This is a genomic window from Rhodococcus sp. NPDC060176 (assembly GCF_042728675.1).
In the GTDB taxonomy this organism is placed as follows: Bacteria; Actinomycetota; Actinomycetes; order Mycobacteriales; family Mycobacteriaceae; genus Rhodococcus_F.
In genome coordinates this window covers 101855-116379 of sequence record NZ_JBHWYS010000009.1, presented here as the reverse complement: position 1 = coordinate 116379, position 14525 = coordinate 101855, and the positions used below count along the sequence as shown (strand labels likewise).

At 64.3% G+C, this 14525-nt stretch carries 15 protein-coding genes; 8 read left to right on the top strand and 7 right to left on the bottom strand.

The features are described from left to right. The first annotated feature begins 143 nt into the window (after positions 1-143). Together ACFWEM_RS29100 and ACFWEM_RS29095 are read left to right on the top strand one after the other, a co-directional pair. On the top strand, positions 144-311 hold the full coding sequence (locus ACFWEM_RS29100) for a DUF3117 domain-containing protein (protein WP_003945169.1): 168 nt from the start codon (positions 144-146) through the stop codon (positions 309-311). 118 nt (positions 312-429) lie between these two features. After that, the gene (locus ACFWEM_RS29095; RefSeq protein WP_378539204.1) at positions 430-1269 is read left to right on the top strand and encodes a putative RNA methyltransferase; all 840 of its coding nucleotides are present in this window, start codon (positions 430-432) and stop codon (positions 1267-1269) included. Between the two features lie 6 nt (positions 1270-1275). Here the strand turns inward: ACFWEM_RS29095 and glgA are convergent, their stop codons facing one another. Beyond that, on the bottom strand, positions 1276-2448 hold the full coding sequence (glgA, locus tag ACFWEM_RS29090) for a glycogen synthase (RefSeq protein ID WP_378539203.1): 1173 nt from the start codon (positions 2446-2448) through the stop codon (positions 1276-1278). Between the two features lie 132 nt (positions 2449-2580). Here glgA and glgC point away from each other — a divergent pair, with 132 nt between their 5' ends. Further along, positions 2581-3795 carry a glucose-1-phosphate adenylyltransferase gene (glgC, locus tag ACFWEM_RS29085; RefSeq protein ID WP_003945185.1) on the top strand — a complete coding sequence of 405 codons (1215 nt, stop codon included), beginning with the start codon at positions 2581-2583 and terminating at the stop codon, positions 3793-3795. On the opposite strand, the gene ACFWEM_RS29080 is transcribed toward glgC, so the two are convergent. Next, positions 3792-4427: an O-methyltransferase gene (locus tag ACFWEM_RS29080; protein ID WP_007736091.1), complete on the bottom strand. Its 636-nt coding sequence runs from the start codon at positions 4425-4427 to the stop codon at positions 3792-3794. The two genes, glgC and ACFWEM_RS29080, sit on opposite strands and share 4 nt — an antisense overlap. Positions 4428-4757: 330 nt before the next feature. On the opposite strand from ACFWEM_RS29080, the gene sigE reads away from it, so the two are divergent. The 4 genes from sigE (at position 4758) to tatB (ending at position 7787) form a co-directional block, all read left to right on the top strand. Continuing rightward, a complete protein-coding gene (sigE, locus tag ACFWEM_RS29075) occupies positions 4758-5354 on the top strand; it encodes an RNA polymerase sigma factor SigE (RefSeq protein WP_029255812.1) in 597 nt (198 codons plus the stop codon). Positions 5355-5406: 52 nt separating this feature from the next. Further along, positions 5407-5766, top strand: coding sequence for a hypothetical protein (locus tag ACFWEM_RS29070; RefSeq protein ID WP_003945180.1), 360 nt, complete (start codon positions 5407-5409; stop codon positions 5764-5766). Between the two features lie 75 nt (positions 5767-5841). After that, positions 5842-7320: a S1C family serine protease gene (locus ACFWEM_RS29065; protein WP_378539330.1), complete on the top strand. Its 1479-nt coding sequence runs from the start codon at positions 5842-5844 to the stop codon at positions 7318-7320. Between the two features lie 74 nt (positions 7321-7394). Next, a complete protein-coding gene (gene tatB, locus ACFWEM_RS29060) occupies positions 7395-7787 on the top strand; it encodes a Sec-independent protein translocase protein TatB (RefSeq protein ID WP_003945177.1) in 393 nt (130 codons plus the stop codon). A gap of 65 nt (positions 7788-7852) precedes the next feature. On the opposite strand, the gene ACFWEM_RS29055 is transcribed toward tatB, so the two are convergent. From ACFWEM_RS29055 to ACFWEM_RS29035, 5 genes are all read right to left on the bottom strand, one after another. Then, positions 7853-8989 carry an Mrp/NBP35 family ATP-binding protein gene (locus ACFWEM_RS29055; protein WP_095972904.1) on the bottom strand — a complete coding sequence of 379 codons (1137 nt, stop codon included), beginning with the start codon at positions 8987-8989 and terminating at the stop codon, positions 7853-7855. 24 nt (positions 8990-9013) lie between these two features. After that, positions 9014-9877, bottom strand: coding sequence for a lytic transglycosylase domain-containing protein (locus ACFWEM_RS29050; protein ID WP_378539202.1), 864 nt, complete (start codon positions 9875-9877; stop codon positions 9014-9016). A gap of 145 nt (positions 9878-10022) precedes the next feature. After that, on the bottom strand, positions 10023-11456 hold the full coding sequence (locus ACFWEM_RS29045; RefSeq protein ID WP_378539201.1) for a lytic transglycosylase domain-containing protein: 1434 nt from the start codon (positions 11454-11456) through the stop codon (positions 10023-10025). A 129-nt stretch (positions 11457-11585) separates the two neighbouring features. After that, on the bottom strand, positions 11586-12128 hold the full coding sequence (locus ACFWEM_RS29040) for a DUF1003 domain-containing protein (RefSeq protein ID WP_003945067.1): 543 nt from the start codon (positions 12126-12128) through the stop codon (positions 11586-11588). Continuing rightward, positions 12125-13411 carry a magnesium transporter MgtE N-terminal domain-containing protein gene (locus ACFWEM_RS29035; protein WP_378539200.1) on the bottom strand — a complete coding sequence of 429 codons (1287 nt, stop codon included), beginning with the start codon at positions 13409-13411 and terminating at the stop codon, positions 12125-12127. The genes ACFWEM_RS29040 and ACFWEM_RS29035 overlap by 4 nt, the downstream gene beginning before the upstream one ends. Positions 13412-13484: 73 nt before the next feature. Between ACFWEM_RS29035 and ACFWEM_RS29030 the strand changes: the two genes are divergently transcribed. Then, the gene (locus ACFWEM_RS29030) at positions 13485-14447 is read left to right on the top strand and encodes a CoA ester lyase (RefSeq protein WP_003945087.1); all 963 of its coding nucleotides are present in this window, start codon (positions 13485-13487) and stop codon (positions 14445-14447) included. The last annotated feature ends 78 nt before the right edge of the window (positions 14448-14525 follow it).

The following is a 14525-nucleotide window of genomic DNA, read 5'->3' as shown; positions in this document are numbered from 1 at the left end:
TGAACACCCCTAAATGTGACTCAGATTCCCGGTTCCCGCATCCATAGGGAACAATGGAGGGTACGAGCCTCGCTGATTGTTGGCGGGGCGCACCGTTAGTCGAGGCGCAGAGCAATGCAGCGCAGATCTGGAGGGAGCAGAGGATGGCGGCCATGAAGCCCCGGACCGGGGACGGTCCCCTCGAAGCAACCAAAGAGGGACGAGGAATCGTCATGCGGGTTCCACTCGAGGGTGGCGGACGCCTCGTCGTCGAGCTGACCCCGGATGAAGCTGCAGCGCTCGGTGTGGAACTCACGAACGTCACCAGCTAGTCGGGTCCAGGTTGTAGCAGTACGAACAACAGCACGTGATTGCACGCAGGCTCCGTATCCGTTTCGGTACGGGGCCTGAAGTGTGTGCGCACCACAGGTAGCCGAAAGGACGGATCCAATGCTTGGCGCCGTGATCGATCTTCTGTCCTGCCCGCAGTGCGCTGCCGAGTTGGAGCTGGTGGACGGCGCCGCCGAGTGCGATCGCGGACATCGATTCGACGTGGCTCGCCAGGGTTACGTGAGCCTGATCAGTGGCGGTGCCACGAAGTTCACCGGCGACAGTGCCGAGATGATCGCGGCGCGTGCACGACTGCTCGGCGCGGGCCATTTCGACCCACTGATGGATGCCGTCTCCCGGGCCTGCTCGACTACGGCCGGGTCGGATCCTGCGCGGATCGTCGAAATCGGTGCAGGCACAGGTCAATACCTCGCGCACGTGGTGGATTCTCTGCCTGATTCTCGCGCAATAGCCTTGGACGTGTCCAAGTTCGCGGCACGGCGAGCTGCGAAGGTCCACGAAAGAATCGGCTCGATCGTCGCAGACGTCTGGCAACCACTACCGATTCGCGACGGAGTGCTCTCCCACGTGCTCTGTGTGTTCGCTCCGCGCAACGGTCCGCAGTCCCATCGCGTTCTCGCAGATGACGGCGTTCTGGTGGTGCTCACGCCCACCGACAGGCATCTGCGAGAGCTGATCGACATCCTTGCGATGGTCAGGGTCGACGATCGCAAAGTAGAACGCCTCGAATCCTCGATGGCCGGCTACTTCGACCGCGTGAGCAGCGACGAGGTCGAGTTCACGATGTCACTGTCCCACCAGGACATCCTCGACCTGGTGGGTATGGGACCGTCGGCGAGACACCTGACGCCCGCCGATCTTGCTGCCGCCGTGGCGAAGCTGCCGCAGCCGAGCACCGTGACCGCGTCGGCGACGATCTCGACCTACCGCAAAATCTGACCTGGATCAGCGTCTCGTGACGGCATCGGCGTAGACCTCGAGTGTCTGCTTGGCGATTTCGGCCCAGGAGAACTCGTCGATCGCACGGATTCTGCCCGCCCGACCCATCGCTTCGGCGCCCTCTCGGTCGGCGACAACGGCATTGACGGTGGCCGCGAGTGACTCCTCGAATGCGTTCGGCTCGTAGGCGTTGTAATGCACGAGTCGCCCGGTGACGCCGTCGCCGACCACCTCGGGGATGCCGCCGACATCGGAAGCGACCACGGCGGTCTCGCACGCCATCGCCTCGAGATTGACGATCCCGAGGGGCTCGTACACCGAAGGGCAGACGAATACCGTTGCTGCCGAGAGTATTTCCCTGATCTGTTCGGTCGGGAGCATTTCGCGTACCCAGAAGACGTTGCCTCGATGCCTGGCGAGTTCGGCCACCGCCTTCTCCGTCTCGGCGGCGATCTCCGGTGTATCGGGAGCGCCGGCGCACAGCACGAGTTGAATCTCCGGGTCGAAGTGGTGTGCCGCCGCGACGAGGTGACCAACTCCCTTCTGTCTGGTGATGCGTCCGACAAAGGCCACGATAGGTTTGGCTGGATCGACACCGATCGACGCGAGCGCGGACGGCGCGCCCGGCGCAGATCCACCGGGATGCCATACCGCGGTGTCGATTCCGTTGCGCACCACGTGCACGCGACTCGGATCGACGGCGGGATACGCGTCGAGGACGTCGAGTCGCATTCCGGAACTGACGGCGATGATCGCGTCTGCGTGCTCGACGGCGTTGCGTTCGGACCATGACGAGATCCGATAGCCACCACCTAGCTGCTCGGCCTTCCACGGGCGTCTGGGCTCGAGTGAGTGGGCAGTGAGGATGTGCGGTACGTCGTAGAGCGCCGAGGCGAGATGCCCGGCCAGTCCGGTGTACCAGGTGTGGGAGTGGACGATGTCGACGCCCGCCGCTGCGTCCGCCATCCGCAGTTCGGCGGAGAGCGTAGTCAAGGCGGGGTTGGATCCGGCGAGCGCGGGGTCGGGAGAGTGGACGATCGCGCCTTCGCGCGGGGCGCCCATGCAGTGCACGTCGACCTCGCACAACCGCTTCATCTGAGCGACGAGCTCGGTTACGTGTACTCCTGCGCCGCCGTAGATCTCCGGCGGGTATTCCTTGGTCATCATCGCGACTCGCACGCGCTAAACCTAACCGCCCGTGGTCGATCCGGCTACCGATCGCGCTTTCCCCGCCCGTTCGGAGAGGGACACGATCGGACCTCTCGGACTGCTTCGCTAGCGGGAGTTCACCAGTGCGGATAGGTTAGCGGTGTGAGAAGCCAGCCGCATGTGCTTGGAATCGTGCTCGCCGGGGGCGAGGGCAAACGCTTGTATCCGCTGACCGCGGACAGAGCGAAGCCCGCAGTGCCCTTCGGAGGTGCATATCGACTTATCGACTTCGTGTTGAGCAACCTTGTCAACGCGGGATATCTGCGTATTTGTGTGTTGACGCAATACAAGTCACATTCACTCGACCGCCACATTTCGCAGACGTGGCGGTTGTCCGGTTTCGCGGGTGAGTACATCACTCCGGTCCCGGCCCAGCAGCGGCTCGGGCCGCGCTGGTACACCGGCAGCGCCGACGCAATCCTGCAGTCGCTCAATCTCGTTTACGACGAGGACCCCGAGTACATCGTGGTTTTCGGTGCCGACCACGTGTACCGGATGGATCCGGAACAGATGGTGCAGCACCACATCGAATCCGGGGCAGGGGTGACCGTCGCGGGAATTCGTGTACCGCGAAGCGAGGCTTTTGCTTTCGGCTGCATCGACAGTGACGAGTCCGGACGCATCACCCAGTTCCTCGAGAAACCCGCCCATCCTCCCGGGACACCGGACGACCCCAACTCGACGTTCGCGTCCATGGGTAACTATGTGTTCACCACCAAGGTGCTCGTGGACGCCATTCGCGCGGATTCGGAGAACTCCGACTCCGACCACGACATGGGCGGCGACATCATTCCCGCCTTGGTCGCCGCAGGTGAGGCGTCGGTCTACGACTTCAAGGACAACGTCGTTCCCGGCGCCACCGATCGAGACCGCGGTTACTGGCGCGACGTCGGTACCCTCGACGCCTTCTACGACGCTCACATGGACCTCGTGTCCGTGCATCCGATCTTCAATCTCTACAACCGTCGCTGGCCCATCCGCGGCGCCACCGAGAACCTCGCGCCCGCCAAGTTCGTGAAGGGCGGACTCGCGCAGGAATCGGTGGTCGGTGCGGGGTCGATCCTCTCTGCCGCGACCGTGCGCAATTCGGTACTCAGCTCCAACGTGATGATCGAGGACGGCGCGACCGTCGAGGGCAGCGTGCTGATGCCGGGTGTGCGCATCGGCAAGGGTGCCGTCGTACGGCGCGCGATCCTCGACAAGAACGTCGTGGTCGGCGACGGCGAAATCATCGGCGTCGACCTCGAACGTGACCGCGAACGATTCGCTGTCAGTCAGGGTGGCGTCGTCGCCATCGGGAAAGGCGTCTGGATCTAGAGCTTGCTCGCGCAGAGGAGGCCGTCGCCGAGGGGGAGGAGCACTCGAATGAGTCGCTCGTCCTCGGTCACGGCCTTCGCTGCTTCGCGGACCGCAACAGTCGTCGCATCGCGAGCGGAGCTGTCGGCAACACGGCCGTCGGCGAGGGCGTTGTGCAGAACGATGACCCCGCCGGAGCGCAGCAGGCGGACACCTTCGCGGACGTAGTGCGGGTGGTCGATCGCGGCGCAGTCGACGAACACCAGGTCGTAGCCGCCGTCGGCGAGACGGGGAAGGACGTCGAGTGCGCGTCCGTTGATCAGGCGAGTGCGTGCCGGAGCGATTCCACTTTCGCGGAAGGTCAGTTTGGCCGCCCGCTGGTGTTCGGGTTCGCTGTCGATCGTGGTCAGGACGCCGTCGTCGCGCATGCCGTGCAGAAGCCACAGGCTGCTCACGCCGGCTCCGGTGCCCACCTCGACGGCGGTCTTCGCGTCGAGCATTCTCGCGAACATGGCGAGCGTCGCGCCGACGGCGGGCGTCACCGGATGGGCTCCGAGATCCAGCGCTCGATCTCGCGCCGCGGTCAAAATCTCGTCCTCGGAAACTACGTCCTCGACGTGGCGGAGTATCTGTTCGGCGTGGGTCACGCTCATGAGGTTATCGGGCGGTTCGGATTGTCGCTGCAAGGCGCGCAGTCACCAGGATTCTCAGGAATCCCTCAGGCTCCTCATATGGCGTGCACACCGCGATGAGAAAAGGTGTATACATCGCCGGATCGAAGATCGCACGGCGGTATCGATTTCTACCAAGTTGATCTTTCGCAGCTCGGTGATCGGGAACAAATCACAGCATCGGCTGGTTCTCCCGAATATCGCGCATCACGTGATTCGGACAACGCGGTGATCGAACTACGCGATCCCGAGCAGGAGGATCAACTTATTTACCAGGTCAACGACGAGCCTCGCCCTCGAGAGTCGGAAGTTTTGACGACGGAATCGGCTGTGGATTCCGAATTGATCGGCACAGCTGTGTTCGATGCAACTGGTGAGAAGTCCTCCATGCCGTCTTGGGACGAACTCGTGCGTCAGCACGGTGACCGGGTGTACCGCCTGGCCTACCGGTTGTCAGGCGATGCCCAGGACGCCGAGGACTTGACGCAGGACACCTTCATCCGGGTGTTCCGCTCGCTCTCCGATTATCAGCCCGGAACGTTCGAGGGCTGGTTGCACCGCATCACCACAAACCTGTTCCTCGACATGGTTCGCAGACGCAACCGCATCCGTATGGAAGCGTTGCCCGAGGACTACGACCGCGTTCCCTCACCCGGTCCTGACCCCGAGCAGATCTACCATGACGCGCGCCTCGACGCAGGTCTGCAGGCCGCATTGGACTCGCTCGCACCTGAATTTCGTGCCGCTGTTGTGCTCTGTGACATCGAAGGTCTGTCGTACGAGGAAATCGGTGCCACACTGGGAGTGAAGCTCGGAACGGTTCGTAGCCGTATCCATCGTGGGCGACAGGCGATTCGTGATCATCTGGCAGCGCAGCGCGCGGCCGAATCCGAACTCGTCGGTTTCTGACGGTCGGGTTCGAGCTACAGAGCGGGACGTGGTCAATCACCTGGAGGGACGAATGACGGAGGCGCGGGCACATCGCCAGTTCGGTTCGACCGAACATCTGGCCAGCGAGGCAATCGCTGCCTACGTCGACGGAGAGCTCCGAATGCAGGCCTACTTGAGGGCCTCCCATCACATCTCGATCTGCGCCGAGTGCGCTGCAGCCGTCGATGCTCAGCAGCAGGCGCGTGGTGCGCTGCGTCGAAGCGGCGAGATGACGATGCCGTTGTCCCTGGTGGGACTTCTCAGCCAGATTCCCTCGTGCAACAGTCCGACTACCGGACCCAATTCGGAAAACGCCGACAGTTCCGTCGGTAATCAGCCCGCGGGCTTCTCCACCATCAGCAAGAGGTTGTCCCGTCGCTGGCGCAAATGACGCCGCGCGCCTGCTTCCCGGCGCGGATCAGTGATACTGGACGATGTGACTGACGGAAAAAGGGGGCACTCCGGAGTGAGTTCGGATTCTTCGGCAAACGGTTCGGTGGACAGACCGGCAGATGCGCCGGTTCTCGACCCCCGTCCGGTCTATCGACCCCAGATCGATCCGGCCTCGCGCCAGGTGTTCGGTCGGCCGAGTGGAGTCGAGGGCTCGTTCACTCCGGTGGCCGCGCGATCGACCCCGTCCTCCGACGTCGTGCTCGGCGCTCCGGACCCGGTTCTGGCCGAAGCATTCGGACGACCCGCGGACGCCACCGAGTCGATCGGCCGCGATCCCGAGGCGTCGGCGAACAACGCGACCGAAGAAGAGCCGCCGAGCGATCCGTGGCGTGATCCGGAATCCGCCGTCTCCCTGGGCAATCCCGCAGAGTCCGAGGCGCCGGTGCAGTTGCAGCCCGCCCGGAAGCTCGATGTGCGTGAGGTGTTGTTCGGTCGCAAGGTCGCTCCCTCGGCGCTGGCCGCACTTGCCGGGATGGCGCTCGTCATCGCTCTTGTCGGTGGCTTACTGGCCACTGTCATCACTGCCGATCGCAGTTCACTCACCAGCTCACGTGTCACCCTCGTCCAATCCGGCGGCGGCGAACAACCGGAGTCTCAGGTGGCGAAGGTCGCCGACGCGGTGCTGCCTTCCGTGGTGTCGATTCAGGTTGCCGTCGGTGACCAGGGGAGTACGGGATCGGGTGTGGTCATCGACGGCGGCGGCTACATCGTCACCAACAACCACGTGATCTCCTCTGCCGTTCCGCCCGCTCAGGACGCGAAGATCCAGGTGATCTTTTCCGACGGAACCAAGACCGATGCGCAGATCGTCGGCCGTGACGTCAAGACAGACCTCGCGGTGCTCAAGGTGTCGGCCAACAACCTGACGGTCGCTCAGCTCGGAAAATCCGAGGATGTTCAGGTGGGCGACGACGTCGTCGCCGTCGGCTCACCGCTCGGATTGAGCAAGACCGTCACCCGCGGAATCGTCAGTGCACTGAATCGGCCTCTGCGGTTGTCGGGTGAAGGCACTGACACCAACGCCGTCATCGACGCCGTCCAGACCGACGCGGCGATCAATCACGGCAACTCCGGTGGTGCGCTCGTCGACGACGAAGCCCGCGTCATCGGCATCAACACGGCAATGCTCAGTGAGTCCGGTGGTTCGGTCGGGCTCGGCTTCGCGATTCCGATCGACACGGTCACCGAGGTGGCGCAGACCATCATCCGCGACGGCAAGGTTCATCACCCCGACATCGGCGTGAATGCCCGCACCGCAGTCAACGACGCGACCAGCGGCGCTGCCGTGGCCAACGTCCGCGACGGCAGCCCCGCTCAACGTGCGGGGATCGTCGAGGGTGACGTCATCGTCAAGGTCGGTGACCGACCGGTGACAAGTGCCGACGAATTGGTGGTTGCGGTCAACGCGACGACCGTCGATCAGCCTGTCAATGTTCAGTTGATCCGCGACGGACGGCAGGTCGACATTTCGGTCACCCCGGTGTCGGACTGATCGGACCCTGCGATCTTCCTGTGAGGTTGATCCGGACATGCGCGTACCGAGCGAGCACACAGTAGGCTGACCCTGTGTTTGGCAACATCGGTTGGGGCGAGTTCATGATCCTCCTCGTAGCGGCTCTGGTCATCTTGGGACCTGAGCGGCTTCCTGGTGCGGTCTCCTGGGTCACGAAATCCCTGAGGCAGGTGCGCGAATATGCCTCGGGCGCTTCCAATCAGCTCAAGGAAGAACTAGGCACCGACTTCGAGGATCTGCGTAAACCACTCGCAGATCTGAACAAGCTGCGCGGAATGACGCCGCGCGCTGTGATCACCCAGCACCTCCTCGACGGTGACGACTCCATCTTCACTGGCAACTTCGACAAGAAGCCGCAGAGCGGAGTGCAGGAGCCGAAGACGCTGTCGAAGGACAAGCCACTCACTGCCGGCGAACGTCCTCCCGTGGACTTCGACGCAACCTAGATTCGACATACGAAAGGGCGCCTGCCACCGATCGGTGACAGGCGCCCTTTCGTATGTCGGGGGTTCTAGAGGTTGCGAACCGTGTTGATACCGAGCGACATTCCGGCCAGCCCGCGCTGACGGACGGCCAACTTGTCGGCGATGTCCTTGAGTGCGATGGCGGCGGGTGAGTCGGGGGCGCTGAGGACGATCGGTGTCCCGGCGTCGCCTGCCTCGCGGACGGACGGATCCAGCGGGATCTGTCCGAGAAGCGGAACCTTGGCGCCGACGGCCTTCGTGAGGCGATCGGAGACGGTCTGCCCGCCGCCTTCGCCGAAGACGTCCATACGGGTGCCGTCGGGAAGTTCGAGCCACGACATGTTCTCGACGACGCCGGCCACACGCTGACGGGTCTGCAGGGCGATGGCGCCCGCGCGCTCGGCGACCTCGGCGGCGGCCTGCTGCGGTGTGGTGACGACCAGGATCTCGGCGCTCGGGATGAGCTGAGCCACCGAGATGGCGATGTCGCCGGTGCCGGGCGGCAGATCGAGCAGCAGCACGTCCAGATCGCCCCAGAACACGTCGGCGAGGAACTGCTGGAGCGCACGGTGGAGCATCGGTCCGCGCCAGACGACAGGAGTGTTGCCCTGGGTGAACTGCGCGATGGAGATCATCTTCACGTCGTGGGCGACGGGCGGCATGATCATGCGCTCGACCTGAGTCGGCTTGGCGTCGGTGCCGAGCATGCGGGGGATCGAGTGACCGTAGATATCGGCGTCGAGGACACCCACGGACAGTCCGCGCGCGGCCATGGCCGCCGCGAGATTGACTGTCACACTGGACTTTCCGACGCCACCCTTGCCGGAAGCCACGGCGTAGACGCGGGTGAGTGAACCCGGCTGGGCGAAGGGGATGACCGGCTCGGCGGAATCGCCGCGAAGCGACTTGCGGAGTTCGGTTCGCTGAGCGTCGTCCATGACGTCGAGTTCGACGCGGATCGCGCCGACTCCGGCGACGTCGGCGACGGCCTTGGTGACGCGTTCGGTGATCTCGGTGCGCATCGGGCAACCGGCGGTCGTGAGATAGATGCCGATGTCGACGCTGTTGTCACTGGAGAGGGTGATCCCCTTGACCATCCCCAGTTCGGTGATGGGTTTGCGGATCTCTGGGTCCAGAACTCGCGCGAGCGCTGAGCGTACGTCGGACTCGGTCAGTACAGACATGACTCCATGGTAAGTCCAGGTAGGTCAGTGGATGCGCGGCAGGTCCGATGCGGCGGGGACGATGCCGGTGGAGTACCCGAGCGACCAGGCCAGAACGTTGGCGACGTAGGCCGCGGAGTTGTTGTAGCGGTGGATCGCGGACGCGACCTGGGTGACGTCCTGCATGTTCAGTCCGCCGTCGCACAGGTACTTGCCCGTGGTCAATGCGGAGTCGAAGAGGTTCTGCGGGTCGGCGATTCCGTCACCGTTGCCGTCGCCGGCGTACTGATTCCAGGTGGACGGGATGAACTGCATCGGGCCGACTGCACGGTCGTAGACGGTGTCGCCGTCGAGGGCGCCGCCGTCGGTGTCCATGATGACGGCCTGGCCGGGCAGGCTGCCGTTGAGCGGCAGACCGATCACGGGCTTGTAGAGGTTGCCGTTCGCGTCGGCATCTTTGCCGTCGTTGGCGTGGCCGGATTCGACGCGGCCGATACCGGCGAGGAGCGTCCAGTGCATGTTGCAGTTGGGCTTCTCGACGGCGAGGATCCGCTCGGCGTTCTGGTAGGCGGCGACGCTCACGCTCGGGATTCCGAGTGCGCCCTCGGCCATGGATGCCGGGAGCGGGGGAGTCGCTTGCACGGGAGCCAACGGCGCGGGCTCGGGCGCTGCGGCGGGAGCGGGCTCGGCGATTGCTTCGACAGCGGGCAGGATCTGCGCCTGCGGTTCCTGCGTGGCTTGTGCGGCTGTGTCCACCGTTTCGGCGGAGCTGGTGTTGAAGAACGGGACCTTGGGAGCGGCGCCGGCCGTGTTGGCTGCGGTGACGAGTCCGATAGGGATGAGTCCGGTGAGCGCGATGACCGAATTTCGGCGGATGTGCGAATCTGTCTTCTTGCTGTGCCGACCCACTGTGTATGCCTCCTGAACCTCCGCGAGGAGGTTTTCCGTTCAACTGACGGAGTCGAGGCTACCTGATTTGTTGCGTTTCCGTTATTCAACCGTGATCTAGAAGGGCAGTTTGGGGTATATGCACTGTTCTTTCGTGATTTTTCGGTTACAGAGCGGGCATGCCGGGCAGGCCCGGGAAGAACGGCACGAATGCCGGAGCCGGGGCCGGAGCGGGCTCCGGTGCGGGTGCGGGTGCCGGTGCGGGTGCGGGTGCGGGTGCCGGTGCGGGCTCCGGCGAGGGGGCGGCGGGCGGCGAAGATTCCGTGGGTGCGGCGTCGGTGGTGGCGGGCGCCGTGGCAGCCACAGCCATGCCTGGGACCGTGCACGGCAGAAGGATGCCGTCCTGCAAGGCGTCGAGGGCTGCGGGGTCCGGAAGGATCACGCACATGTCGTCGGGCCAGCGCCATCCCTCTGCCGTCAGAATCGGCCAGACGAGACCCCGTGAGGTCAGGACGGGGAGCGGGATGATCGGGCCGGGGGCTGCGTTCCGGGCGGCGTTGGGTCCCGGAGTCGGGCCGGCCGGCATTACTCCCGGCGGGATCAGTGCCTGGATCTCGGGTGAGAGCGCGGGCATGTCCGGCAGGCCGGGGAAGAGGGGAGTGGTGGTCGGGCTTGCCGTCGTCGACGCTGATTCCTTGTCACCGGCTGCCGGATCGGTAGCCGCAGCAGCGGCGAGTACGGCCGAAGCGGCGGAGTCTGCCGAGGCGGCGGCGTTGATCACCGAGTTGCCGGTGTCGATGCCCGAGGTGTACGGCAGCTGACCGGAAGGGATGACACCGTTCTTGTATGCCGTCGACCACATGATCACGTTTGCTGCGTACGCGGCCGAGTTGTTGTATCGCAGAACAGCTTTGGTCTCCTGAGCGACATCGCGCAGATTGAGTCCGCCGCTGCAGAGGTACTTCGCTGCCGAGAGTGCCGCATCGAAGACGTTGTTGGGGTCCTTGATTCCGTCCCCGTTACCGTCGCTGGCATATCCGGCCCAGGTGGCCGGAATGAATTGCATCGGCCCGACGGCGCGGTCGTGAGTGGGGTCGCCGTCGATCGCGCCCTTGTCCGTGTCTCGAATGACTTCGTTGCCTGCCAGCCGTCCGTCGAGGACAGGGCCGAGGATCGGGGTGACCGTTGTACCCACCGACGTCGTCTTGCCGCCGTTGGCGTGACCGGATTCGATGCGGCCGATGCCGGCCAGGAGATGCCAGGGGATTCCGCATCCCGGTGCCTCGGTCATCATCACCAGCTCCGCGGAGCGGTATGCGTTCAGGACGATCTCGGGGATGCCCAGAGAGGTGAGGACGACAGCCGCGGCGTTAGGGGCTGCCGGGGCGCCGGCGACCGCATCGCTGGGCGGGGCAGATCTTTGCGTTCGGACCGTGCGGGGCGTCGGGAGGAAGTCGACAGAGTCCGGCTGTGCAATCGAGGCGGCGCCCGCCAGTGCGATGGGAACCTGTGACCCTCCGGTCGGTGCGCTTCCGGCAGTGAGGGCCGCTGGACCTGTTACGACGAGCAGTCCCCCCACCAGTGTGGATGCTGCAATCATTCCGCGTACTCGCACGATTCCCCTTTGCTGGCGCTCCCGCTCCGGAGTACCCACCGTGATATCCATATTGCTGTGACTTACGTTACATATCGGTCACGGTGCGTGCAGCAAAACTCAGCGAACGCTCAGCTAGTTGTGACTTTGTTTCGCAGTATTCGAGTCACGGTGCTTCTTCTTCGGGGTCGGTTCGCCGTCGGCAGCAAGGATCGACTTGATCTCCTCGAGCTCCCGTCGCAGGTAGTCGCGGGTGGCAACCTCGCCGACGGCGATGCGCAGAGCTGCGAGTTCACGGGCGAGGAATTCGGTATCCGCCTTGGTTTGCTCGGCGCGTGAGCGATCCTCCTCGAGAGAGACCCGGTCGCGATTCTCCTGACGGTTCTGTGCCAGGAGGATCAGCGGCGCCGCGTAGGCGGCCTGGGTGGAGAAGGCCAGGTTGAGCAGGATGAACGGGTACGGGTCCCACTGCAGAGCCACCGCGAACACGTTGATAAGGATCCAGACGATCACGATGATCGTCTGGATTGCGAGATAACGCCCGGTGCCGAGGAAGCGGGCGATGCGTTCACTGACGCGTCCGACAGCTTCGACGTCGAAATCGAGATTGAACCGGCGGCTTCCGCGAGGCGTTTCCAGTCGTTGCCGTGCGGTCGTGCTCGACGCCCGTTCGCTCATCGGAGTAGTTCCTCGTCGTCGGAGTAATCCTCACGCCAGTCTTCCGGCAGGAGGTGATCGAGCACGTCGTCGACCGTCACGGCTCCGATCAGGTGATTCTCGTCGTCCACGACCGGCCCACACACCAAGTTGTAGGTCGCGAAGTATCGAGTGACCGACGCCAGCGAGTCGTCCGGGGCCAACCTGGGCATGTCGGTGTCGAGTATTCCGCCCACCAGGCTGGCGGGAGGCTCGCGCAGAAGTTTCTGCAAGTGGACGCAGCCGAGGTAGCGCCCGGTCGGAGTCGCGGTAGGCGGACGCACGACGAAGACCATGCTCGACAGGGCCGGAGTGACGTCGTAGTTTCGGGCGCGGGCAAGAGCCTCGGCGACGGTCGTCGAGGCCGTCAGTACCACCGGTTCGGGTGTCATCAGACCGCCGGCGGTGTCCGGGGAGTGCTCGAGCAGGCGTCGAACGGGTTCGGAATCCTGCGGGTCCATCAACTGCAGTAGTGATTCGGCTTCGGTCTCGGGCAGCTCGCCCAGCAGGTCGGCGGCGTCGTCGGGATCCATTGCTTCGAGTAGATCGGCGGCACGTTCGACTTCCAGGTGCATCAGCAGGTCGGTCTGATCGTCCGCCGGCAGTTCCTGGACGACGTCGGCGAGGCGTTCGTCGTCGAGTGCCACGGCCAGTTCGTGGCGGCGCTTCTCCGGCAGTTCGCGCATGGCGTTGGCCACGTCGGCGGGTCGCATCCCTTCGTACTGCAGAAGAAGGTGAGCGACGCCCTGGCCGGGGAGCGAGAGGTCGCTCTGGGTGAGGCCGGCGACGTGCTGCCAGTCGACGACGTGAATCGCCGCGCGTCGGCCGAGGCGTCCTCGATGGCCGCGAACTGCGACCTTCGAGACGACCCAGTCGCGGGTTCGCGTCGATTCGATCCCGAGGTCGACGACTATCGTGTCGGCGCCGTGAAGCTCTTCGAGTTCCGGGTCGTCCACGCGCACATGCGAATCGAGTACCTGTGCCAGAGCGAGAACCTCGCCCGGACGCTGGTTGAAGCGCCGCAGACTGACGTTGCCCGTGGTCAGGGTGACAGCACTCGGCTCGATAGCGGTCACTCGCAACATCGGGACGAAAATGCGTTTGCGCGTGAACATTTCGATCACCAGACCGAGAACTCGCGGTTGCTGGCGTCCGATGCGGACCGTGATGACGACGTCGCGCACACGACCTATCGATTCGCCGTCCGGGCCGAGGACAACCAGGCCGGCAAGCCTGGCTGCAAATACCTTGCCTGCTGCTGCCATGATTGCAAGGCTAATTCGTCCAGCGTCAAAATCTGCAACGGCGCCACCGAAAATCGAGAAGGGCAGTCCGCAAATGACTTCACGCAACCGTTCCCGTCGATCGGTATTGGCAGTTCCCGGCAGCAGTCGGAAGATGATCGACAAGGCGAAGGGATTGCCCGCCGACGAGATCTTCCTCGACCTCGAAGACGCAGTAGCGCCGCTGGCGAAGCAGGCCGCTCGCGAGTCGATCGGCGACGCGTTGGCCGAGGACGGGTGGGGCAAACAGGTCAAGGTCGTCCGGGTCAACGACTGGACCACCGAATGGACGTATGCCGACGTCGTGGAGGTGGTGGGCCGCGCCGGAGCCCATCTCGACGCCATTCTGCTGCCCAAGGTTCCCGACGCGAGTCACGTGCAGGCGCTCGATTTGTTGCTGACGCAGGTCGAGAAAGCCAATGGCCTCGAGGTCGGCAGAATCGGAATCGAACCGCAGATCGAGAACGCGATCGGATTGACCAACATCGACGCGATCGCCACCGCGAGCCCCCGTGTCGAGGCGCTCGTGTTCGGTCCGGCCGATTTCATGGCGAGCCTGAACATGCGAACTCTGGTGGTCGGCGAGCAACCGGACGGTTACGACCGCGGTGATGCTTATCACCACATTCTGATGACCATCTTGATGGCCGCACGGGCACACGGAGTCCAGGCGATCGACGGGCCGTACCTGCAGATCCGCGACGTCGAGGCCTTCACTCGTTCGGCGGCGCGAACGGCAGCGCTCGGCTTCGACGGCAAATGGGTACTGCATCCCACGCAGATCGAGGCGGCCAACGAGGTGTTCAGTCCGCGCCAATCCGATTACGACCGTGCGGAACTCATCCTGGACGCGTACGCATTCCACACCTCGGCCGCCGGGGGAGGGCGGGGTGCCGTCATGCTCGGCGACGAGATGATCGACGAGGCGAGTCGCAAGATGGCACTGGTGATTTCGGCCAAGGGGCGCGCCGCGGGGATGACGCGCACGTCGGAATTCACGCCACCCGAACACGCCTGACGCTCGCATAGCCGAACGAATCAGGTCTGTAAAGGGCACAATAGGGGTAGATGTACTTGCGTCATCCGCGTGGATGAC